19 protein-coding genes are annotated in these 23043 nt (G+C 29.5%); 15 read left to right on the top strand and 4 right to left on the bottom strand.

Annotated elements, in window-relative coordinates; all coding sequences use genetic code 11:
* The first annotated feature begins 6 nt into the window (after nucleotides 1–6).
* From CLCOS_RS00660 to CLCOS_RS00675, 4 genes are all read left to right on the top strand, one after another.
* On the top strand, nucleotides 7–1005 hold the full coding sequence (locus CLCOS_RS00660) for a LacI family DNA-binding transcriptional regulator (RefSeq protein ID WP_013236880.1): 999 nt from the start codon (nucleotides 7–9) through the stop codon (nucleotides 1003–1005).
* Between the two features lie 107 nt (nucleotides 1006–1112).
* A complete protein-coding gene (locus tag CLCOS_RS00665) occupies nucleotides 1113–1721 on the top strand; it encodes a DedA family protein (RefSeq protein WP_063601718.1) in 609 nt (202 codons plus the stop codon).
* Nucleotides 1722–1941: 220 nt separating this feature from the next.
* On the top strand, nucleotides 1942–6027 hold the full coding sequence (locus CLCOS_RS00670; RefSeq protein ID WP_063601719.1) for an AAA domain-containing protein: 4086 nt from the start codon (nucleotides 1942–1944) through the stop codon (nucleotides 6025–6027).
* Nucleotides 6028–6164: 137 nt separating this feature from the next.
* Nucleotides 6165–7232 carry a mannose-1-phosphate guanylyltransferase gene (locus CLCOS_RS00675; RefSeq protein ID WP_063601720.1) on the top strand — a complete coding sequence of 356 codons (1068 nt, stop codon included), beginning with the start codon at nucleotides 6165–6167 and terminating at the stop codon, nucleotides 7230–7232.
* 72 nt (nucleotides 7233–7304) lie between these two features.
* Here the strand turns inward: CLCOS_RS00675 and CLCOS_RS00680 are convergent, their stop codons facing one another.
* The gene (locus CLCOS_RS00680) at nucleotides 7305–7556 is read right to left on the bottom strand and encodes a GIY-YIG nuclease family protein (protein WP_013236884.1); all 252 of its coding nucleotides are present in this window, start codon (nucleotides 7554–7556) and stop codon (nucleotides 7305–7307) included.
* 21 nt (nucleotides 7557–7577) lie between these two features.
* Entirely contained in the window at nucleotides 7578–8192 is a 615-nt protein-coding gene (locus CLCOS_RS00685) for a DNA-3-methyladenine glycosylase (RefSeq protein ID WP_063601721.1), read from the bottom strand.
* Between the two features lie 113 nt (nucleotides 8193–8305).
* Here CLCOS_RS00685 and larC point away from each other — a divergent pair, with 113 nt between their 5' ends.
* The 3 genes from larC (at nucleotide 8306) to CLCOS_RS00700 (ending at nucleotide 12701) form a co-directional block, all read left to right on the top strand.
* On the top strand, nucleotides 8306–9583 hold the full coding sequence (gene larC, locus CLCOS_RS00690) for a nickel pincer cofactor biosynthesis protein LarC (protein WP_063601722.1): 1278 nt from the start codon (nucleotides 8306–8308) through the stop codon (nucleotides 9581–9583).
* Between the two features lie 330 nt (nucleotides 9584–9913).
* Nucleotides 9914–11296, top strand: a complete 1383-nt coding sequence (locus tag CLCOS_RS00695; RefSeq protein ID WP_063601723.1) for a radical SAM protein — start codon at nucleotides 9914–9916, stop codon at nucleotides 11294–11296.
* Between the two features lie 139 nt (nucleotides 11297–11435).
* Nucleotides 11436–12701, top strand: a complete 1266-nt coding sequence (locus CLCOS_RS00700; RefSeq protein ID WP_063601724.1) for an ABC transporter substrate-binding protein — start codon at nucleotides 11436–11438, stop codon at nucleotides 12699–12701.
* Nucleotides 12702–12849: 148 nt separating this feature from the next.
* Here the strand turns inward: CLCOS_RS00700 and CLCOS_RS00705 are convergent, their stop codons facing one another.
* Nucleotides 12850–13968 carry a glycosyltransferase family 4 protein gene (locus CLCOS_RS00705; protein WP_063601725.1) on the bottom strand — a complete coding sequence of 373 codons (1119 nt, stop codon included), beginning with the start codon at nucleotides 13966–13968 and terminating at the stop codon, nucleotides 12850–12852.
* 187 nt (nucleotides 13969–14155) lie between these two features.
* Between CLCOS_RS00705 and CLCOS_RS00710 the strand changes: the two genes are divergently transcribed.
* Genes CLCOS_RS00710 through CLCOS_RS00725 form a run of 4 tightly spaced genes read left to right on the top strand, consistent with a single transcriptional unit; the run spans nucleotide 14156 to nucleotide 17244 of the window.
* Nucleotides 14156–15163 (top strand): CotS family spore coat protein, encoded by a 1008-nt coding sequence (locus CLCOS_RS00710; RefSeq protein ID WP_013236890.1) that lies wholly within the window; start codon nucleotides 14156–14158, stop codon nucleotides 15161–15163.
* Between the two features lie 23 nt (nucleotides 15164–15186).
* Nucleotides 15187–15396, top strand: a complete 210-nt coding sequence (locus CLCOS_RS00715) for a hypothetical protein (RefSeq protein WP_013236891.1) — start codon at nucleotides 15187–15189, stop codon at nucleotides 15394–15396.
* A gap of 37 nt (nucleotides 15397–15433) precedes the next feature.
* Complete coding sequence (locus tag CLCOS_RS00720) at nucleotides 15434–16201, top strand: hypothetical protein (protein ID WP_063601726.1); 768 nt, start codon at nucleotides 15434–15436, stop codon at nucleotides 16199–16201.
* Between the two features lie 20 nt (nucleotides 16202–16221).
* On the top strand, nucleotides 16222–17244 hold the full coding sequence (locus tag CLCOS_RS00725) for a CotS family spore coat protein (protein ID WP_013236893.1): 1023 nt from the start codon (nucleotides 16222–16224) through the stop codon (nucleotides 17242–17244).
* 106 nt (nucleotides 17245–17350) lie between these two features.
* On the opposite strand, the gene CLCOS_RS00730 is transcribed toward CLCOS_RS00725, so the two are convergent.
* The gene (locus CLCOS_RS00730; protein ID WP_063601727.1) at nucleotides 17351–18475 is read right to left on the bottom strand and encodes a glycosyltransferase family 4 protein; all 1125 of its coding nucleotides are present in this window, start codon (nucleotides 18473–18475) and stop codon (nucleotides 17351–17353) included.
* 113 nt (nucleotides 18476–18588) lie between these two features.
* On the opposite strand from CLCOS_RS00730, the gene CLCOS_RS00735 reads away from it, so the two are divergent.
* The 4 genes from CLCOS_RS00735 to CLCOS_RS00750 all read left to right on the top strand — a co-directional run bounded on the left by CLCOS_RS00735 (nucleotide 18589) and on the right by CLCOS_RS00750 (nucleotide 22985).
* Complete coding sequence (locus CLCOS_RS00735) at nucleotides 18589–19590, top strand: CotS family spore coat protein (protein ID WP_063601728.1); 1002 nt, start codon at nucleotides 18589–18591, stop codon at nucleotides 19588–19590.
* 132 nt (nucleotides 19591–19722) lie between these two features.
* A complete protein-coding gene (yabG, locus tag CLCOS_RS00740; protein ID WP_013236896.1) occupies nucleotides 19723–20592 on the top strand; it encodes a sporulation peptidase YabG in 870 nt (289 codons plus the stop codon).
* A gap of 208 nt (nucleotides 20593–20800) precedes the next feature.
* On the top strand, nucleotides 20801–21037 hold the full coding sequence (locus tag CLCOS_RS00745) for a Veg family protein (protein ID WP_029170030.1): 237 nt from the start codon (nucleotides 20801–20803) through the stop codon (nucleotides 21035–21037).
* Nucleotides 21038–21431: 394 nt separating this feature from the next.
* Nucleotides 21432–22985 (top strand): DUF3794 and LysM peptidoglycan-binding domain-containing protein, encoded by a 1554-nt coding sequence (locus tag CLCOS_RS00750; protein WP_063601729.1) that lies wholly within the window; start codon nucleotides 21432–21434, stop codon nucleotides 22983–22985.
* The last annotated feature ends 58 nt before the right edge of the window (nucleotides 22986–23043 follow it).

Here is a 23043-nt window from a genome sequence, read left to right on the forward strand (position 1 = left end):
GATAAGGTGGCAGCATCAATTAAAGACGTTGCTAGAGAGGCAGGAGTTTCAATAGCTACAGTATCTAGAGTACTTAATGATGTAGACGTTGTAAATGAAGAAACTAAAAAAAAGGTTTTAACAGCTATTGAAAAACTAGGTTATAGGCCCAATATAGTAGCAAGAAGTCTTAAAACTCAAAGAACAAGAACTATAGGGATAATAATCCCGGATATATCTAATCAGTTTTATCCTGAGATTGTAAGAGGAGCTGAAGATGTAGCAAATATATATGATTATAATATAATGTTATGTAATACTGATTTAGATATAGAAAAAGAAATGGAATATTTAAAGGTTCTGAAAGAGAAGATGGTAGATGGAGTTTTATATATGAGTAATTCCTTAGAACCAAAAATATTGGATCTCATAAAACAACTTCAGCTTCCAATGGTTTTAGTAGAGACCACAAATGAAAAAGAAAGTATACCTAGCGTAACTATTGATAATGAAAAAGCTGCATATGAAGGTGTAACTTATTTAATAAAAAATGGGAATAAGAATATAGCTTACATAGGTGAAAATCCAGATATGGCAAATGCTAGTGCCGTAAGGTACAAGGGGTATAGAAAGGTTCTTGAGGAAAATAACCTGAAGTTGGACAAAAGTAAGGTTTATTTTGGAAATGTTAAAGCAAAAGATGGTTACAAAGGAATGAGTGAAATACTTAGTAAAACTAAAGTAGATTCAGTATTTTGCACCAGTGATGAAGTGGCTATGGGAGCTATAAATGCACTTAGAGATAATAATATTAGGGTACCTGAAGACGTGGATGTAATGGGATTTGGCAATATATATTCTGCCTCCATATTTTATCCTAAGCTAACAACTGTAGCGCAACCCACTTATGACATGGGGTCTGTTGGAATGAGGATGCTCATAAAATTAATAAATAAGCAAGAACTTGAAAAAAAGAACTATGTATTGTCACATAAATTGATTGAAAGGGATTCTTGCAAAAAATAATTTTATTTAGGACAAAAATTTATTTATAAAAATTTAATACAAAAGTATTAAATGATAATATATAATTATAATCAAAAAAATATATATTATAGGGAAAGGAAAACGTAATGGTAGAAAAAATAATTGAAATAGTTATTTTTGTCTTAGATAAAACGGGGTATATAGGCACATTTGCAGCTATGGCTCTTGAGAGTGCCTGTATACCTATTCCAAGTGAAGCTATACTGCCATTTGGGGGATACCTAAGTTATACGGGAAGACTAAGTTTACCTCTTGTTATAATAGTTGGTACATTGGGAGGAACAATAGGTTCTTTAGGTGCATATTATATTGGAAAAATAGGTGGAAGACCTTTAGTTGAAAAATACGCGGAAAAACTCAGATTATCTAGGTCCCATATTGAAAAAAGCGATTATTATTTTAGCAAATATGGAGAAAAAATAGTGTTTTTTTCTCGACTATTACCTATAATCAGAACTTTTATCTCTCTTCCTGCAGGGATAAGTAAAATGGAAGTTAAAAAATTTATAATTTACACTTTACTTGGATCTTCTATATGGAGTATTATTTTAGGATATGCAGGTTATAAAATGGGAGAGAAATGGACAATTATACGACAATGGTTTCATTTTGCAGACATAGCATTAGTTGTTTTTATAATTATATTTGTATTGTATAAGTTAGTGTATAAAAAAATAAATAGGAAAAATTCTTAGACGGAATTTAATAAGTAAAAAAATTCAGTGAAAATATATTTCACTGAATTTTTTTGGCTGAAATTTGTATTTCATAAGGTACATAAAATCATTGAAAAAAATGCCGTCACATATATTTGAATTTTGTTTAACGATTTTTTTGAAGTATTTCCCCTATGATGGTATAATTTAACATAAAAGTAAATACATTAATTAGTTAACCACTATTAGGAGGGGGATTATGGAATACAGGGAAAAGATAAAAGAGATATTTTCTTATTTGCTAAGATTAAAAAAACTAAATGAAAAATCCGTAAGAAATGTTTATGATTATGATAAGTTGTACTGGGAAGAAGAATTTTCCCATATGGCTGGATGTATTGTTAGTAAAACTATTACCAATGAAAATTGGATTGAGGTGAATAAAAAGTGTGGAAAGCTGTATCAGGAGTTTTTTAATCTATACCAGGAAAGTGAAAAAAATGGAGAGAATTTTGAGATAGTTTTTGGACATGGTTTAATTGCATGGAATATAGATAAGGAAAAAATACTTCACCCTGTTTTGACTACTAGAATGAAAATAGAATTTAATAAGGCAAAGGGCTCATTTATATTAATACCTTCAGGTAAGACTAGGTTAGAGACTTCCATTTTTGAAGGCCTGAAAGAATGTAATATGTCTGATATTATTTCCCTTGGAGATGAAGTAAGTCGTTTGAATTTAGATCCGAGAAATATAGAAAAAAGTAAGTCAGTATTTTTAAATTTAATTTCCCACATAAATGTTAAGGGTAAGTTGAGTCAGAGTAAGGTTTTAAAAAAGAAAATTGATTTTGAGCAGTTTCCTGTTATTTATAATTCCTCCGTTATATTGGTAAGAAAGAATAGTATGAAATTATGGCAGGTTGAAATAGCTAATATAATTGATGAAATAGATAATGGATATGAGATACCTGAGACCATTAAAGCTTTGGTTGATGAAGATGGGTCAGATTACAGTGGAGCTGATAAAAGCGAGTGGAAGGATGTGTCGGATAATTTGTTATTCCCGCTTCCTGCAAATTTAGAACAAAAAAGCATAGTAAAGAAAATATGTGAAAATTATGGAGTAGTTGTACAAGGACCACCTGGAACGGGAAAAAGTCATACTATAGTGAATTTGATATGTCACTTATTGGCAAATGGTAAAAAGATACTTGTAACTAGTCAAACAAGTAGAGCACTTAAAGTATTGACAGAAAAAATACCTGAAGAAATAAGACCTTTATGTATAAGTGTTTTGGGAAACGATATCAATTCGTTAAATGACCTTAACAAAGCTGTAAGAAAAATAACGGACAACCTCTCTATGGATCCAGAAATTATGGATGAAGAAGTTAAAAGTTTAGAAAAAGAATTAAGCTTTTGCAGGAGAAATGAGGAGCTTCTGTATGAAAAATTAAAAAAGATTCGAGAGAGGGAAAAGAAAAGTATAAATTATGAGGGAAAAGAGTATGACATTGTATATATAGCAAAGTGGGTGAAAGACAATAAAGACAAATATAGTTGGATGAAAGATAGAATAAAAATTGATCAAGTAATGCCGCTGTCAGATAAGGAATTCAACTTGTTAATATATCTGTTAGGGGATTTAGATAAGGATAAAAAGTGTAAGTTTGATAGCATTAAAAACATAATAAATAAATTACCTGACTTTAATGAAATATATAATAAAATTTCAGAGTATAAAAGATTAAATGGCCAATATGAAAATTATATTAAAACTGTAGAAGGGTGGCATATACCTAACGATAATAAATGCAACTATGAAAAAGTTTTAGAGCTTGCAAATATATGTAAAAGTAAAATTACCAAACTCCAGGAAAAAAATATATGGTGGAATGTATTTCAAGATTATCACAATAGTAAGATATCAAAGCAAACATTTAGAGACTTGTTGTGCAAAAGCAGCGAGTACATGTTGAGCTTGAGTAGGATTAACAATCAGATTAGAAATTGCAAAATAGAGATTCCTGAAAATGTAAGCAAAAATAAGTTTATAGAAGACTTTGATATTTTATTTGATGCATTTAATGAAAAGGGAAAAGTAGGAAAAGTATTTATGATTTTTCATCCTGAATGCAAATATATACTGGAATATTGTAAAGTAAATGGTGCCTTATTAAAAAATACGGATCAAGCCTTAATAGTTAAACTCTATACCCAGCAGGAGAGGATTTTTGCTGCATTAAAGACTATGTGGAATAATGTAATGGAAGATTACGGTGGAGAAACAATAAACTCTAATTTAAGGGAAAGTGAGTTTATTGCTATTGAACAAAATTTAAATTATTTGGATGTTATAATAAATTGGGATATGGAGTATAAAAGAGAGATCTTAAGGGCTCTTGGGAAAATATCAGTTCCACAAAATATTGATTGGCATAAGAAAGAGACCTATGATTATTTAATTAAATGCGTAAATTTTATAAAGAATATGAATAAATATAATGAAGACAAAGCCTATATAGAGATATTGAAAAAGTTGATAAAAACTACGGAAAAGTTGAGAGATCTCTATAAAGCTGTGGACAATTTGAATATAGATGAAGTTAAGAGGGTATTAAATGAATTTGAAGAAATTAAGTGTGTAAAAAATAAATCACTTAAAATAGATGAGTTAATAGGAAAAATGAAAAAAGTATGTCCCAAAACTTGCATAAATATATTGGATAACTGGGCTTACGATAAGGAAAAGTTTAACAGTTGGGGACAAGCATGGAAGTGGGCTAAATGGAATAGTTTATTACAGAGCACCTATGATTTCAATGATGATAATATAGGTGACCTTATAGAAAATGAAAAAAATAGGGAGAAGGTGCTTATAAAAGATATAGTATCAAAGAAGACTTGGTATAATCAGATAATTAAAACTAAGGAAAGTGAAAAAAGAAGCTTATTTTCTTGGGCCCAGGCAGTAAAAAGAATTGGCAAAGGCAGAGGTAAGATGGTGCCTCAGTATAGGAAGATAGCTCAAAAAGAAATGGAAAAATGTAAAAAAGTTATACCTGTATGGATTATGCCTTTAAATAGGGTTATTGAAAACATAAAGTTATCTAAAAATATGTTTGATGTAATAATATTTGATGAAAGTAGTCAGAGCGATATATTCTCATTGTGTGCACTTATGAGGGCTAAGAGAGCAGTTATAGTAGGTGATGACAAACAAATAAGTCCAGAAACTATAGGCATTGATCAGAATGTGGTGCATGACTTAATAGAGAAGTACTTGGAAAATATACCTCAAAAAGAGTGGTTTGATCTTCAAGTTAGTTTGTATGATACAGCACTTAGGGTATTTCCAAGTAGATTAATGTTGAAGGAACATTTCAGATGCGTACCAGAAATAATAAACTTCAGTAATGATTTAAGCTATTCAGGTGAAATAGTACCTCTTAGATATCCTAAAATATGTGAAAAGTTTTATCCAGCGATAAATACTGTTAAAGTAAATGGCGGGGCTAGAGATGCATCTAAGCCTATAAATGTTAAGGAAGCTGAATGTTTAGTAGATAAGGTTGTTTCCTGCTGTAGGGATAAAAGATATTCTAATATGTCTATGGGTGTTATATCTTTACTTGGGGAACCTCAAGGGCATCTTATAGAAAATATGCTTAGAGAAAAAATAGGTGTAGAAGAGATGATAAATAGAAAGCTCATATGTGGAGATGCTTACTCTTTCCAGGGTGATGAACGGGATATAATGTTTTTATCTATGGTTATTTCAAAGGATGTAAAATTTGCTCCACTTACTAAAGAAAATGACATAAGGAGATTTAATGTAGCGGCAAGTAGGGCTAGGAATCAGATGTGGCTATTTCATTCAATAGACTTAGAAGATTTAAATGAGGAATGTGTGCGTTATTCTCTCTTAAATTACTTCCTAAATTATAATAAGTGTAGTGTTAAAAATAAAAGTATGGAATATGCATTTCAATCTAGATTTCAAAAAGACGTGTATGGCATTATAAAAAACAAGGGATATAAAATTGTGCCTGAGGTAAAAATAGGTAAGTACAAAATAGACTTTGTTGTGGAGGACGTGAGAAATAGGGTTGCAATTATATGTGATAGTGAACTGTCTCAGAAAAATTACAGCTCTAAGGAGATTATGGAAATTCAATTAGATTTAGAAAGATTAGGTTGGATATTTTATAAGATAAGAGAAGGTGAATTTTATTATAACCCGGAAAGGGTTATGGAAAAACTTTGGAGTAAGCTAAATAATATAGGTATTGAACAGTACAAGCTAGAAGAAATTCAGAATAAAAATCTTCAAGTTGTATAAAATATAGTGCCTTAAAAATGTTTTTAAGGCACTATATTTTTAGTCTTGTAATGAAATAATATTTTAAACAGTATTTCACAATTACAATAATTTATACATAGTATAAAACATAGCAAGTATTATTTGGAGTGAATTTATTGTTGTATGCACTAATTCTTGCAGGAGGTAAAGGAACAAGATTATTTCCATTATCTAGAGCTAAAAATCCAAAACAATTTTTAAAAATTGTAAATAATAAGAGTTTTTTAAGAAATACTGTAGATAGAATTAAGCCTTTAGTTGATACAAATAATATATATGTAGTTACTAATGAGGAATATATAGATAGAGTTCAAGCGGAACTTCCGGATATAAGTAGAAATAATATATTTGCAGAACCAGAAAATAAGGAAACAGCCACCTGTATAGGATTTTCGGCGGTGAAATTGTTAAAAAAGGATCCTCTAGCTACTATGATAATTTTGCCTTCAGATCATTATATAGAAAGTCAAAAATTATTTATAGATACCATAAATAAAGCGGTTGAGATTGCAGAAAAGAAAAAAGGACTTGTAACGATTGGAGTTAAACCCATAAGACCTGAAACAGGATATGGCTATATTGAAATGGGCGAAAAAATAAATATAGGAGTTAATGCTTTTAAAGTAGAAAGATTTTTAGAAAAGCCCAATATAGAAGTCGCAAAAGATTTGATATTAAAAGGAACCTATTTATGGAACAGTGGTATGTTTGTGTGGAAGGTGGATGTTTTTTTAAGAGAAATGCAGAAGTACCTTCCTAAAATGTATAAGAGTATGGCTCTTATATATAAAAACCTGGATACAAAACAGGAGGAGAAGGTAATACAGGAACAATATAAACGTATAGATGGGATATCTGTAGATTTTGGAATAATGCAAAAAACCAGAAAAGCTTATGTCATTAAATGCGAATTTTTATGGGATGACATAGGTACTTTTACTGCGTTAGGAAGGTTTCTTAAGGATGTAAAGGGTAATAATGTAAAGGGGAATACTGTAATAGAGTCTAGCGAAAGTTGTACTGTATTTGGAGGTGATAAACTTATAATAGTATTTGGGGTTAAGGATTTGATAGTAATAGATTCTAAAGATGTGCTTTTAATTATGGACAAAAATAGAGATCAGGAGGTAAAATATCTAGTAGATATTTTAAAGAATAAAAGTAACTTAAAAAAATACATTTAATGAAGAAATTGTAATTATGGAATATAGAGGCAGTTTCCATCTAAAAGATAATGTCAGTGAGTTTGTAAAATATCAAAGTTGCTGACAATTTTTTATTAAATTTAGCTTATTTTGTCGACTCATTTTTTTTATAATAAATTCTCTATGTAAGGCTTCACCTTTTAGTATATACTCTTCAAAATAAATTAGCTTTACTGGAAGCCTTCCTCTAGTATATTTGGCTCCCTTTCCTTTGTTATGAGTGGATATTCTTTTGTCTAAATTATTGGTGTAACCTGTATAAAGTGTTCCATCACTACATTTTAATATATATACATAATTCATTTTTTAATCTCTTTCATAAGCTTATTTTACAGATACGTAAGCATTATCTTTTATATAAAACCTCCAGAGGTAATCTGCAGCTTCTTCTGCATAATCTACACCTATACGTTTAGAGCTTTTTATGCTGATATTTTCAATATTATTTCCTTCGATGTATAGGTCACTTTTACAAAGATCTTTTCTATTTTGACTTTTATCTATGAGAAGTGCCTTGCATAGTTTACCAGGGCCGTTGGTTAAATTCTTAATTTGACGTTTATTTAATAGGCTGTATTCTTTTGCATATCTGTTCAAGGACATGTCTTCTAAACAAGTGAGAGGTTCTAATGCTCTTATAAGTACGCCTTCAGGAATACCTTCTCTTTCAGTTACTACATTGAAGCAATAGTACATTCCATATATTATAAATACGTAGGAAAAACCACAAGGGCCATACAGGGCTTCTGTTCGTTTAGTACGTCTGTTTCCATAGGCATGAGCAGCTTTATCTATAATTCCTTTATAAGCTTCTGTTTCCACTATTTTCCCAGACAATTTTTTACCGTCTATTTCATGAACTAATACTTTACCTAAGAGACTTTTTGCAACTGATAAGGTATCCCTTCCGTAAAAATCTCTATCTAATTTGTTAGACAAATTATGCAACCTCCCTTAGTCTTATATGATATTATTATATCATATAAGACTAATAATTATGTTATAGGGATTTTCAACTAGAAAACCCTTATAGAGTGGGAGAGATTAAAATTATGAAAATACTTTATTATGATTGCTTTTCTGGAATAAGTGGGGATATGAATTTAGGTGCTTTAATAGATGCTGGAGTAGATAAGGATTATTTAACTTTTGAATTAGCAAAGCTTAATATAGATGGTTATGAGATTAATATTAAGAAGGATATAAAAAATGGCATTTCAGGGACTAAAGTAGACGTAGTTTTGAAAAATAATTCTGTATGTGCACATCATCATAGAAATTTAGAATATATAGAAAACATGATAAGTTCAAGTAGTCTAAGTTCTAGGGTTAGGGAAATAAGTAAGGGAATTTTTAAAAAAGTAGCACAAGCTGAAGCAAAGGTGCACAGTAAACCTATAAATGAGGTTCACTTTCATGAAGTTGGGGCAGTGGATTCTATAGTGGACATTGTTGGAGCTGCTATATGTTTTGATTATTTGGATGTGGATAAAGTGGAAGCTTCTAAGGTGGAAGTTGGTAGTGGGTTTGTAAAGTGTGCTCATGGTATATTACCTGTGCCAGCACCTGCTACAGCAGAGATATTAAAAAACGTTCCTATAGAATCTAAAGTGAATTTTGAAGCCACTACACCAACAGGTGCAGCTATTTTATCTTATCTATGTTCAAATTTTACTTCGGATAGAAATTTTAAAGTAACAAAAATAGGATATGGAATAGGAAGTAAGGATAATGATGATATTCCAAATGTTTTGAGAGTTTTTATAGGAGAACCTATATCTTATGAAAAGAATAACCATAAGAATTGTTATTGGAATAAAGATGAGAAAACTGAATATATATTAGATAGAAGAAACATGGATAAATCTAGCTTTAAAGATGAAGTAGGATGTATTAAAGAAGAGGCACAAGTTATAGAATGCAATATAGATGATATGAATCCTGAAAAATATCAATATATAATAGATAAATTGTTACAAGTAGGAGCTTTAGATGCGTACTTGACTCCCATAATAATGAAGAAGGGAAGGCCGGCAGTAAAATTGAGTGTGCTTTATAAGGATGGAGCAGAAGAAGAGATTAGAGATATTATTTTAACAGAAACTACTACCTTGGGATTTAGAAAATATAAAGTAGAAAGAAATATGTTATATAGAGATTTTACAAAGGTAGTTACAAAGTATGGTCAAGTAAATGTAAAAAATGCTTATTACAAAGGCAAAAAAATAAAAAGCAAAATTGAATATGAGGATTGTAAAAAACTTGCTTTAAAAAATAAAATAAGAATAGATGAAATATATAGGGAGGTTATGTCTAAAACATTTAAATGAAAAAGTGTTTAGATGAAAAATTACAGGATAAAATGAATTGTGCAATATTGAGTGGGAATTATTGAATATTTGCATATAAAATTAATATAATATTGCTTTAGATTATATTAATTTTATTAAATGTTGTTATGCTAATAAATGCATCTAATGTTATTTTATTGACAAATAACTGCTAAAAGGTATAATTATGGTATGTAATTTGAATAATTCATATTGTTTAATAGAGATTCATTTTTTTGTATTATTGTGTATTTTCCCATAAATGAGAAGGAGATGGCTATTTTTTAAAGACTTATTTTTCATATTATTATTTATCAGGAGGAATGGCAGATGAAGGTAACTGGAATATTAGAAAAGGCAACTAAGAATGCATTAGCTAAAGCCGGTGTAGAATTGCTGAATAGAGACCCAGAAGAAAGCCTTGATAAGCTGTTTGCTTTGATTAAGAAAACAGTAAAAAAAGACGAAGAGAATTTAGCTAGAGTAGAAAGAGTTCAGGAATTATATGAAACTAATCAAGCAATTCATAAACTTGTTATAGGCATTATTAAAAATTCCAATAAAAAGTGTATGGATAAACTTTTTACCAATTTTTTCTCAAATGCAGTTTGGTATGGAATGCCAAAAAGAGAACAGTTTTTTCAAGATACAGGTATAAAGACACCATTTACAATATTGATGAGTCCATCTATGAGATGTAATTTAAGGTGTACAGGATGTTATGCTTCAAGTTATAGTAAAGAGGATGATATTCCCAAAGAGGAAGTAGATAGAATTATTGGTGAAGCTAGAAAACTTGGAATTTATTATTTTATAATTCTTGGTGGAGAACCGTTTATAAATGACTATATGCTTGATATATACAAAAAATATAATGATTGTATATTTACACCATTTTCAAATGGCACCCTTTTTGATGAGAAATTAGCGGATAAGATAAAACAGCTGGGAAATGTAATTCCTATGTTTTCTGTGGAGGGTTTTGAAGAAGAGACAGATAGAAGAAGAGGAAAAGGTATATTTAAAAAAGTTATGCATGCAATGGATCTTTTGAAAGAACGAGGAGTTTTATTTGGAGTATCTACTGCAACCAGTAGGTATAACATAGATACAGTTACATCAAGTAAATTTATAGACATGCTTGTTGAAAAGGGAGCAAAAATGGGGTGGTATTTCTTATTTATGCCTGTAGGTAAAGAACCTGATGTAAATGTAATGCTTACTCCAGAGCAGAGAATACGCTTAGGAGAAAAAATAAGAGAAATAAGAAATACGAAGCCGTATTTTACTATTGACTTTTTTAATGATGCACCTTATGTTGGAGGATGTATTGCAGGAAAATACTATTGTCACATAAATTCCAAGGAAGAAGTGGAACCTTGTATATTTGCTCATTTTGCAGTAGATAATTTAAAAGGCAAAAAGCTTGTAGATGTATTTAAGTCAGATTTTTTTAAGGAATTAAGAAATAGACAACCATATAATAAGAATTTGCTATTGCCTTGCATGATGATTGACAATACTAATGAAATTAGGGAAATTGCTAAAAAGACAGGCGCAAAGCCTACAGACGAAGGTGCAAGAATGATGCTTGAAGATCTAGAATTTCAAAAACAACTTGATAAAGTATCAAATGAATACAAGCCTTATGCAGAAAAGGCTTGGAAAAAAGATTTTAATTCTGAAGGAAATTATAAAATGTCTAAAGGCTAAACCTTTAAAATATCCAGAGAGATTTATTCTCTGGATATTTTACTTTAATCAGAAATTTGTGATTAATCACTGAAGTTGAAAGATAATTGGTATTATTATAAAATATACATATTAGATTGAAATCAATAGGAGAATTTTTATGAAAAGATATATAAGGATAACATTGCTTCTAATAATGTTAGTAACGTTATGTTTAATGGTAGTTTCCTGTAATAAAAAACAGGATAGCGAAAATAATGAAAGAGTACTTAAAGGAAATATTAAAATTGTTACGGATGTAGAACATGGACCTCAATTTGAACTTGCAGCAGAGGCATTTGAAAAATTGCATAAGAAAGTTAATATAAATGTTATTACGGTAAAGGATACAGATAACAATGTTGAAGCGATATTTAATGGACCGCAGTATGAAGCAGACATAACTACAATAAATGATAGCAGTATAAAGCACATTATAATCAAAAATCCAGAAAAATTTTTAGATATGACAGATTCGGTAAAGGGATACAAAGATGAATTATTAACCAATAAGATTTATAACGATACTATAAAAGGGAAAATTTATGCTTTACCTTGGGACACTTACCCTAAAGCCTTGCTATATAGAAAAGATATATTTGATAAAGAAGGCATAGACGTAAATACGATTAAAAGCTGGAGTGATTATATAGAAGCAGGAAGGAAAATAAGTAAAGATACTGGAAAGATATTTATTGCAAATTCTTCAGAAGACAATAATGATATTTATCTACTGCTCTCAAATCAATTGGGAACATCTTATTTTAACCAATCTGGGAAATCAGATTTTAAATCGCAAAAGTGGGCTAGAGTTATCGAAATATCAAAGATCCTTTATGGAGAAGGACTTATACAAGAAATTTCTTCTAAAGACGAAGTTATAAACAAAGCACAGCTAAGCAAGATAGTATCCTTTATTGCAGATCCTACTTATGCTGTAACTTTAATGAACAAGTTTCCACAGTCTAAAGGTAAGTGGGGTGTAATGAAATTACCTGCCTTTGAAGATGGAGGTAATAGGGATGTGTCTTTAGGTGGAATTAATTTAGTTATAAATAAAAATACTTCTGAATCAAATTTGTCAGAGGAGTTTGTAAAATTTGCACTTACAGATGGAAAGCTTCAAATGGATTTATTAAATAAATATGGCAGATTCCCAGTTAGCACAGATGCTTACAATTTTGTAGATTTAAATAAAAACATAACGTATTTTGATAGTACAATATGGAATCTTTTTGGGAGTGTAGAACAAGGATCATTTAGTATAAATTATACAAAAAATTTTCCTGATATAAGAGAAAAAATAAGAGGAGTTTTAAATCAAACAAACATTAAAAGTGAAAATTATAAATCTATAATAGAAAGGTTGGAATCAATTTTAAAATAATTACATGAAACGTTTACAAAATTAGCAAAATGATGTATAATATGAATATAGGGGATTAATCATAGGGATTTTTTAACATAAATAAAACCTTCTAACTAGGAGCGTCAGTAGTTAGAAGGTTTTATTTTATTAAAGGGTTTGGAAAGATTTACATGTCTAAAATTTTCTTATAAACTTCAATAGTTTTTTCAGAAGATTTTTCCCAAGAGTATTTTGATGATTGCTTTAAGGCTTTTGCACTTAACTCATTTCTTATATTTTCATCATTAAGTAATGCTTCCATGGAATACATAAGGCTTTTTAAATCAAATGGATCTATAAGTATACCACCATCTTCTACTATTTCAGGAATAGATGAAATACGTGAGGTTATTACAGGGGTACCACAGCTCATTGCTTCTAGAGGAGGTAGTCCAAAACCTTCATATAAAGATGGATATATAAATACATCACAGGCATTATAAAAAATAGGAAGCATATTTTCTTCTACAAATCCTGTAAACTTAATGTTATTATCTATATTCAAATCTGTACTCAAGTTTCTCAATTTACATAATTCATCTTTACTGGAACCTATAATAACTAAATCATAATTTTTATCCAAGTTTTTATGAATTTTAGAAAAAGCAGTAATTAGTGAAGATACGTTTTTTCTGGAGCTAAAACCACCTATATAGAGAATAAAAGAATTTTTTATGTTATATTTATTCTTTATGTTGTATTGGCATTTATCTTTTTCCAAAGGCTTATATTTTTTATCTGCAGCTAAAGGAGTTACGAATATTTTATTTTCATCTATAGGAAAGAATTTCAGAATATCTTTTTTTGAACAATTAGATACAGTTATTATTCCATCTGCCAGTTCAACAATATTAGGAAGCTCTTTTAAAAATTTTGACAAATATCCTTTACCTACAGTCTCAGGAAGTATATATGGTATTAAATCGTGAATGGTAACTACCTTTTTGCAGGTTATATTTTTTGATATGCCAATACCGTTTTGGGGAATGTGGTATATATCTACAGCTTCCTTTTTTAAGTTTTCTGGAAAATAATATTCTTCAAAGAATCTATGGTGTTTTTTAGAGCTCATTAATATTTTAGTATTTTTATATAAAAATTTTTCGTAATTGCTCCCGGACCAGTATATATTATAAAAATTCTCTGTATGCTTTTTAAGCATATATTTTAGGATTTTAGCTGTATAAGTGCCTATACCGGTACCTTTATACCAATTGATTCCTCTTCCGTCAATGGCAATTTTCATTGATTTTATACCTCCACAGTCTAGTAATTCTAAAATGGTTAAAGTGTTATATTATATAATATTAATACTAATATAAAAAGGTGAATACAAATTGTAGATGAATAATTAAGAGGACATTTCAATTTAGCACACACGGATATCTTTATTCATATACTACATATATAGTAATTTTTGGAGGAAAAGGCTTTTGGATATATTAGAAGTAAAAAAATATGTTGAAGATGCTTATGATCTCCATATTGAATTTATAGAAAAAGTTAAAAGTATATATAAGGTTCATACAAAATACAATAAATATTGCTTAAAGGTAATAAATTACGATTTTGGACATTTCTTATTTATAATTTCTGCCATAAAGCATCTCCAAAATAAAAGTTTTAAAAGCATACCTGAAATAATTAAAACTAAGCAGGGAAAAGATTATGTAGAAATAGAAGGGGGTCATGCCTATTTATGTAGATGGGTTGATTCTAGACAGTGCAATTTTGAAAATCCGTTGGATGTTTTAGTTGCAACTTCTAAATTAGCAGAACTTCATAAAAAAAGTTGTAATTTTAAGGTGCTAAAAAATATGAATCCTAGGATAGGATGGTTTAAATGGATAGATACTTTTAAAACTAGAGAAAGCGAAATATTAGATTTTAAAAAAAGAATATTAAAAAAAGATCATAAGGAAGAATTTGATATATTGTATCTAAATTCTATGGAAAAGGAAATAAGTATTGCAGAAAAGTCTATAAAAGATTTAAAAAAAACCAGGTATTTGGATGAAATGAAACAAGAAATCTTGAATAATGGATTTTGTCATCATGATTATGCCAACCATAATATTTTAATAGATACTGAAGGAGAAATAAATATTATAGATTTTGATTACTGTATATTAGATACTCATCTTCATGATTTGGCTAGTTTGCTTATAAGAAGGATGAAAAACGGCAAATGGAATATGAATAATGCGTCTTTTATAGTTGATGCATATAGTACTATAAATGTTGTAAAAACAGAGCATATACCTATTATGTCAGCTTTTATGGAGTTCCCTCAAGGGTATTGGCAGCTCGGAATACAGTATTATTGGGAAAAACAGCCTTGGGGAGAAGAGGCATTTATAAAAAAGTTAAAGAGAATTTTAGGTGACACAAGAGAAAGACTGGAATTCATAGATGAGTTTAAGAAGAGCAAATATAATTAAGATTTTAAAAGGAGGAACATCTAATGTCACATAAGAAGTCTCATAAGAAGTCTCATAATAAAAATATAGATGAATTTGAAAATAAGGATTTAGGATATTATGAAAGTAAAGTGGATAGTTTAAAGAAAACTGTAAAACAGCTAGAAAAAATGAATAAAAGAAAAAAGGAAGTTATGAAATTAGAGAAAAAGAGGAAAAAGATGTTAAAGGAAATGAAAAAAATGCATAGATAGGGCAATCTCACAGGCAAAACAAAGAGGTGGTTTAAAAGTGTACTTTGAGGATGTTGAATCATGCTTTGTTAATTATTTAGAATCGAAAAAAATATTTAAAGTAAAAGAATTTGATAATACAATAAAGTACAAGGATATATCTATAGATAACATAAAAGAACAAATGTTTATAATTAGTGAATTTCATAGAAGAACTTTAAAATACAGTGGTATTATGAATAAACGACTATATAACAATATAGGAAAGGAAGTAGAACAGTATAGAGTTTATACGAAGAAATTGAAAAAATATTTAGATAGAGTAGAGAAGTTACAAAACAAGACTATATTTCAGGAAAAACTAAATCAAATAGGAAAAAAATATTTAATAAGAGCAGAAAGCTGTATGGATAACCTGGATAAAAACAGTTATACAGATTTAATAAGTAGAAGCATGAAAAGGGTGGAAATGTGTCTCAGAAACACATATTTTAATAATCTGAGGAAAAAAAGAGATATAGAAGTTATAGATATACAAGGATGCTGCTATAACATGGTAGAGATGGATGCAGTATATTTTTTAAACAGAATAAAAAGGAAAGGCATAAATGCAGACTTTTATGAAATTATAATGGAATTTTGTAAGTACGAACATTTAAAAAGTAGTAGTGTGCAGTTTATTTTGTCAATGATTTCTTATCCTAATGAGGTTATGAAATGCTGCAGCAAATATATATATGGTACAAAAAATTGGACAGAAGAAGAATATGTACTTAAACTAAATAAAGCCATGAATGAAGATGGAGAGAGTCTAATTAAATTTTAGATGGTAAGGGGGAGGCAGAATTGGTAGACAGATATGGTGAAAAAAAATATTTAACCAAGTATGATTTGTGTACAAAGCTTTTTGATAGATTTGATTTAAAAGTATATGATGTTGTACCGGTTAGAAGTGTATATATGATTTCCACAGACAAAGGGGAAAAAATTTTAAAAAAGGTAGATTATACCCTAGATGAGCTGAAGTTTATATATAATGTTTTAAATTATGTGAGAACAAAATTTCCTAGAATAATAAATTTTGTGAAGAATAAAGCAGGAGAAATATATACTATTTGGGATGGAGATATGTACTGTATAATGGATACAGTAAATGGAACGGAATGTAACTTTAGCAATCCTATAGAACTGAATATTGCAGCAGAAGGCTTAGGTGAATTTCATCTTGCTTCTGAAGGATTTAAGACAGGTATATATAACAAGAGTAATAATGGAAAATTGATTGATTCTTTTAAGAGAAGAATTCAGGAAATGGAATTTTTTAAAAATATAGCAAATATTCATGAGAAAAAGACAGAGTTTGATGAAATATTTATAAAAAATTGGAGTTACTATATAGAGGAAATAGAAAAAAGCATAATATTACTTCAACAATCTCATTATTATAAATTGTGTAGTGAAGAGGATAAAGTAGTAGTATGCCACCATGATTTAGCGTATCATAATATATTAATAAATGAAAATCAAGCGTATTTTATAGATTTTGATTATGCCATCATAGACCTTAAAGTTCATGATCTTTGTAACTTCATAAACAAAGTTATTAAAAATTTTGCCTTTGACATAGATAAAACTAATTCTATAATAAATAGTTATTGCAATAAAAATAATTTAAGTCGTAGGGAACTTGAGGTACTATATGCTATGCTAGATTTCCCTAATGATTTTTACACTATAGCAAGAGATTATTATAGTAAGCGTAAGGAGTGGGAAGAAGAAGTATTTTTAGATAGATTGAAGAGGAAAACTAGATATAAAGAAGATAGAAAAGAATTTTTACAGGAATTTAGAGATAAAATCCTAAATTAGGTGAATAATATATTAAAAAAATAAATAAAGTATGTAAGAAACCGCATATATCCTTAGAATCTATGTATTTCAAAGATATATGCGGTTTCTTACAATTTTAAATTGATTATTTTCTCAGAATTTTGTTGTATGCATCCAAGGTATTTTGGGTAGTTTTCCCCCAACTTAGTTCAGAAGCTCTTTTCATACCTGAGGATATTAATTTAGTTCTAAGGTCGTTATCTGAAAGTACGGTTAACATGGATTCATATAAATTAGTTTGGTCTGTAGGGTCTACGAGAAGAGCACCATTTTCAACTACTTCAGGAAGGGAAGTTGTATTTGATACTATTACAGGTATTCCACAGGCCATAGCCTCTATTGGAGGAAGACCAAATCCCTCGTAAAAAGAAGGATATACAAATAATTCAGCCCCATTATATATATATGGAAGATGATCCATAGATATAAACCCTGGGAATATAACTTTGTCCGATATATTTAATTCTTCAGCACGATTCTTATATATGCTGTAGGATATTCCTTTGTTACCGGCGATAACCAAGTTTAAAGGACTTTTATATGAAGATACTAATTTACTAAAGCTTTCTATAAGCCCGAGTATATTTTTCCTTGGGCTAAATCCACCTACGTATAGTATATAATCTCCAGTTATAGAGTAATATCTTTTAGCAACATATTTGCTTATTCTTTTATCCAGGGGTTTATATATCTCTTCACTGGCTAGAGGGGTGACATATATTTTGTCTTCTGGGAAATCAAAGGCCTTCATGATGTCTTTTTTAGAAAAATTTGAAACCGTAATAATCCCATCACATTGGGGTATTGCTTTAGGTATATAGTCTGAAAAAACTTTGAGATATCTATCACTTACGGTTGAAGGCATTCTATAGGGAATTACATCGTGAAGTGTTATGACAAATTTACAATTTTTATAAATTGGAAGTCCAACTCCATTTTGAGGAACATGATACAATTGTATATTAGTATCTTTTATTGTATTCGGTACATTGACTTCTTGCCAAAAATTGTGATTATTGTCTTGAGGGAGCGTGTCTAGTCTAAAGTTTTTTTTAAAATTTATATTGTCTCTAAATCCCTCCGGCATGAAAAGTAAATAATTATTTATATTATCAATATTATTTAAACAATTTAGTAGTTGGTAAGTATAAGTACCTATACCAGTACCTCTATACCATTTTGCGGCACGTCCATCAATGCCTATTTTCATAAAGTTATTCCTCTCTAAATTAGTATATTTCATTATATTAAAATAAAGGTCAAAATGTTAATATTCTTCTAAATTAATTTAGGACCTCATATAAATATATAGGGGTGATTAACATGATGCGAGAATTTGAAATAGAAAGACAATTTGATGTAAAAATTGAAAATATAAAGCCAAGCAAAGGAGTATATCTTCTAAAAACAGACAAAGGAATGAAGTGCTTAAAGAAGGTAAACTATGGGACTCAAAAACTTCTGTTTGTTTATGGAGCAAAGGAGCATCTTATAAAAAACGGGTTTCCATATGTAGATAAGTATTGCAATAATGTAGATGGAAATCCATATGCACTTGTAAATGAAGATATATATACTCTTTCCGAATGGATTAGCGGCAGGGAATGTGATTTTAAAAATAGAGATGATGTCATAAATGCCTCTAAGTGCCTGGCAAGTTTACATGCAGCTTCCAAGGGATATGAGCCGCCGGAAAACAGCAAATTGAAGACAGATCTTGGTAGGTGGCACCACCTTATGGAAAAAAGGGTTAAAGCTCTTGATAAAATGAGAGATATGGGTAGGAAAAAAAGCAACAAGGGAGATTTTGATTTAAATTATACTAAAGAAGTTCAGTTTTATAAAGATTTTGGAAGAAAAGCCATAGAGGTATTGAATGATTCTAAATATGATGAATTATGTGACATTACAGAAAAAGAAGAAGGATTTTGTCATCACGATTTTACCTATCACAATATAGTAATTGACAATAATAATAAAGTAAATGTAATAGACTTCGACTATTGTAAAAGGGAAGTTAGGGCTTATGATATTTCGTCTTTTATGGGTAAGGTTTTAAAAAGATCCGACTGGGATATAGCTAATGCAGAGCTTATAATTAATTCATATAATGAAGTTAGCCCTATTAAAGAAGAAGAATACAGGGTAATATTTGCTTTTTTGCTATTTCCTCAAAGATTTTGGAGGTTGGCTAATAGATACTACTATAACGAAGTTAATTGGCCTTTAAAGACTTATAATAATAAACTTCAGGAATTAATTTCTGAGCAGGGTAAATATATTGATTTTATTGAGAAATTTAAAAAAATATATAACCAGAAGTAAAATTATCAAAGAAGGCTAGGAGCTATACCTGGAATTTTAAATTAAATCCGGTATAGTCCTTATTTTTTGCACTTAAAATGTATTGTATTCATAATATATATCATGACTTTTTATATGGGGATGTATGAAAATATGAAAATAGGAGATGTAGTGGTAAGGAAATCTTACGATAGAGATATAACTTTTAAAATAATAGATGTGAAGGAAGAAGCAGAAGGAAAACTATATATTCTAAAGGGAATAAATTTGAGAATAATTGCAGATTCAGCTGAAGATGATTTAGAACCTGTATCTGAAGATTCTCTTACAGAAAGTGAAAAGATATTTAGTAGACAAGTTAATAGATCTATTAAAGACATTTTAGCAAGTAGGGGAGGGTTCAGACAAGAATATAATATAACAAAATTTTTATCACATAAATCAGGTAAAGAATTGACGTTTGGAAGACCAGGAAAGATACTTCATATAGATGGAGATTCGGAATATTTAGATGTATGTCTTAAAGTATATAAGCAGCTTTTATTAGACGTAGTTGGGAAGAATATACCAGAGAAAGATCAACCTGGTCAGGTAGTAGAATTAGCCAGGGAAATTAAGCCTGATATAGTTGTGATTACAGGACATGATGCTATAGTTAAAGGTACTAAGGACTATACAGATTTAAACAACTACAAAAATTCCAAGTATTTTGTGAAAACAGTATCCGAGCTCAGAAATTACAAATCTAACTATGATGATTTAGTAATATTTGCAGGGGCATGTCAGTCCTGCTACGAGAAAATTTTAGATTCAGGAGCTAATTTTGCGAGCTCACCTAGTAGAGTACTTATTCATTGTTTGGACCCAGTATTTTTGTGCGAAAAAATAGCGTATACCAATATAGAAAAAGTTGTATCCATTCAAGAGGCATTAGAAAATACTATAACAAGAACTAATGGCATTGGAGGATTACAAACAAGAGGAAAGTATAGAGAAGGATTTCCAAAATCACTCTATGTATAAAAATCATAAAAATAGTAAATATTATTGTATATATGAGTGACTTAAAGAAATAACAATATAAAATGCTATAAATAGAAGTATCCTGGTTCTGTTTACAAAAAATTAATATTGACAAAGCGATTTATTAACTGATATACTAAAAAGTTTAATTGACATAATAGCGGATAGGGAGTATAATATAAAATGTTGAAAGAGGGTGTTTGGAATGATAGAAGGATCTAATGTATTAGCTTCTATAAGAAAAAATATTGAAAATCATGTGGGAGATAAGGTAACCCTAAAAGCAAATGGAGGTAGGAGAAAAGTTTTTGTTAATAAGGGAACGATAGAAAAAGCTTATCCTAGTATATTTGTGATTAGATTAGAAAGTGACACCCAAAGGAAAGTGACATATAGCTATTCAGATGTTTTAACTAAGACAGTTCAATTAGTTTTCCCAGTATAAAATGGCGTAAATTGGTATTAAATAACCGATTTATTTTTGCAATATTAATCAAGTCAAATTACAGGAACCACTACCTTTACTCTTTTCTAAGTGGTAATTAGTAGAATTAAGGATAGTATATAGAATAATAATTTTAAATAATTATCATTCTATATACTATTTTTAATTCTATAGGGTAAGAAGAAAGATGGCTAATTCCATCTTTCAACTATGGTATAAAAGGGTATTGAGAATTTATGAGAGGTTATATGGTTAACAACCAATTTAATATTACGTCAAAATTCTTTAAATGTCAATATTAATAGACAGCATAAAAATCTTTACAATAGTAGCATATTTTTTACCTCAAATTTATATAAATAAATAGTAGGTTTTTATGGGGGAGGTAATAAATATGAGCATAGATTTTATTAAAGAAAATATAGAATGTGAACAATTACTAGCCGAAGATTTTTCGGATACTGTTATAAAAGCAGAATATGTAATACCTGATACAAATCCGGATGTTAAAGAAATTCTAATTCTTAATGCAAAACCAAGTATAACTAATAAAGAAGTGATGCAGGATAAAGTATTTGTAGAGGGTAAAATAGAATATACTTTGCTTTACTTAGCAGAAGAAAGCGAAAACATGGGCATTTACAGTGTCAATTATACAGGAACATTTTCCAATTATGTGGAGGTACCCGGCACAGAACATATGATGTTATGTGATTCAGATTGTTATGTGGAACATATGAATTGTACTATAGCAAATGAGAGAAAAATAGCTATTGAAGGAATTATAAAATTAAAGGCAGAAGTGTATAAAAAGTATGAATTTGAGGTTATAAAAGATGTAACTGGATCTGAGGACATACAGATGTTAAAAAATCCTGCTACTGTAGATAAAATAGTAGGTACAGTTTCAGGAGATTTAGTTGCTAAAACTGAAATTCAGATATCTGTGGACAAACCGCAGATTGGAAGTGTACTAGAATATAATATAAATGTTCATAAAAAAGATATAAAGGTGTTAGAAGATAAAATTTCTGTAGAAGCTTATGTGCTTATTAGAATGCTCTATAGAGGAAAGGATACAAGAGACATTGTATGCATAGAAAAAGATGTGTTTGTAAATAAGGAACTTCCAATGCAGGGAGTTAATCCTTCTATGGAAAGTCATACTGATTTTAACATTGATGAAGTAGAACATACTATGCGAGAAGATGACTTAGGAGAAAACAGAATAGTTGAGCTAGAAGTACTTGTTAAATCCAATACTAAGGTTATGTATAAAGAAGATATGGATATAATAGAAGATGCATATTCTCCATCTTCCCTTATGCAAATGGAAAAAGAAGATTATGAATTGAATGTCATGCATGGACAAAATACTACTCAAAGTATGGTTAAATCCAATATAGAAATAAATGAAGGAATTAAACCTACAGAAGTAATTATGTGTTATGGAGATGTGTGCATAACTGATAAGAAAATAGTAGAAGATAAGGTTATTGTAGAAGGAGTTTTAAATGCCAAGATACTATATAAAGATTCAGAAAATCAAATAAGAAGGTCTAAAGAGGAGATACCTTTTAATTGCAGTGTGGATATACCTGAAAGTAAAATTGATATGCAGTGTATAGCAAAAGTGTCTTTAGAAAGTATAGAGGGAGAAATAGAAGTAGACACCATAGCAATAAAAGCAGTTATAGAGGTTTATGCTCGAGTAAACTATATTACGCATAAGGAGTTTTTAGTAAATATAGATACCTTAGAAGGAGAGTTCCCGGATAAAAAATCCAGCTTAACAATATATGTAGTCCAGCAAGGGGACACCCTGTGGAAGATAGCTAAAAAGTATTATACTACAGTGGAAAACTTAGTGAAACTAAACAGCATAGAAGATCCTGATGTTATAAAAGCTGGAGAAAAGCTTATTATACCAGGAAGAGCTGTTATATAATATAAAAAAATTGCGTCGCAATATTTTTGAGAGGACAGATGACAATTGACAGAGGACA

It is taken from the genome of Clostridium coskatii, assembly GCF_001675205.1.
Classification (GTDB): domain Bacteria; phylum Bacillota; class Clostridia; order Clostridiales; family Clostridiaceae; genus Clostridium_B; species Clostridium_B ljungdahlii.

Coding starts and splice junctions, on each gene's coding strand:
- CLCOS_RS00665 (WP_063601718.1), top strand. CDS start 1,113: ATGGTAGAAAAAATAATTGAAATAGTTATTTTTGTCTTAGATAAAACG.
- CLCOS_RS00750 (WP_063601729.1), top strand. CDS start 21,432: ATGAGCATAGATTTTATTAAAGAAAATATAGAATGTGAACAATTACTA.
- CLCOS_RS00705 (WP_063601725.1), bottom strand. CDS start 13,968: ATGAAAATTGCCATTGACGGAAGAGGAATCAATTGGTATAAAGGTACC.
- CLCOS_RS00695 (WP_063601723.1), top strand. CDS start 9,914: ATGAAGGTAACTGGAATATTAGAAAAGGCAACTAAGAATGCATTAGCT.
- CLCOS_RS00670 (WP_063601719.1), top strand. CDS start 1,942: ATGGAATACAGGGAAAAGATAAAAGAGATATTTTCTTATTTGCTAAGA.
- CLCOS_RS00715 (WP_013236891.1), top strand. CDS start 15,187: ATGTCACATAAGAAGTCTCATAAGAAGTCTCATAATAAAAATATAGAT.
- CLCOS_RS00735 (WP_063601728.1), top strand. CDS start 18,589: ATGATGCGAGAATTTGAAATAGAAAGACAATTTGATGTAAAAATTGAA.
- CLCOS_RS00680 (WP_013236884.1), bottom strand. CDS start 7,556: ATGAATTATGTATATATATTAAAATGTAGTGATGGAACACTTTATACA.
- yabG (WP_013236896.1), top strand. CDS start 19,723: ATGAAAATAGGAGATGTAGTGGTAAGGAAATCTTACGATAGAGATATA.
- larC (WP_063601722.1), top strand. CDS start 8,306: ATGAAAATACTTTATTATGATTGCTTTTCTGGAATAAGTGGGGATATG.
- CLCOS_RS00700 (WP_063601724.1), top strand. CDS start 11,436: ATGAAAAGATATATAAGGATAACATTGCTTCTAATAATGTTAGTAACG.
- CLCOS_RS00730 (WP_063601727.1), bottom strand. CDS start 18,475: ATGAAAATAGGCATTGATGGACGTGCCGCAAAATGGTATAGAGGTACT.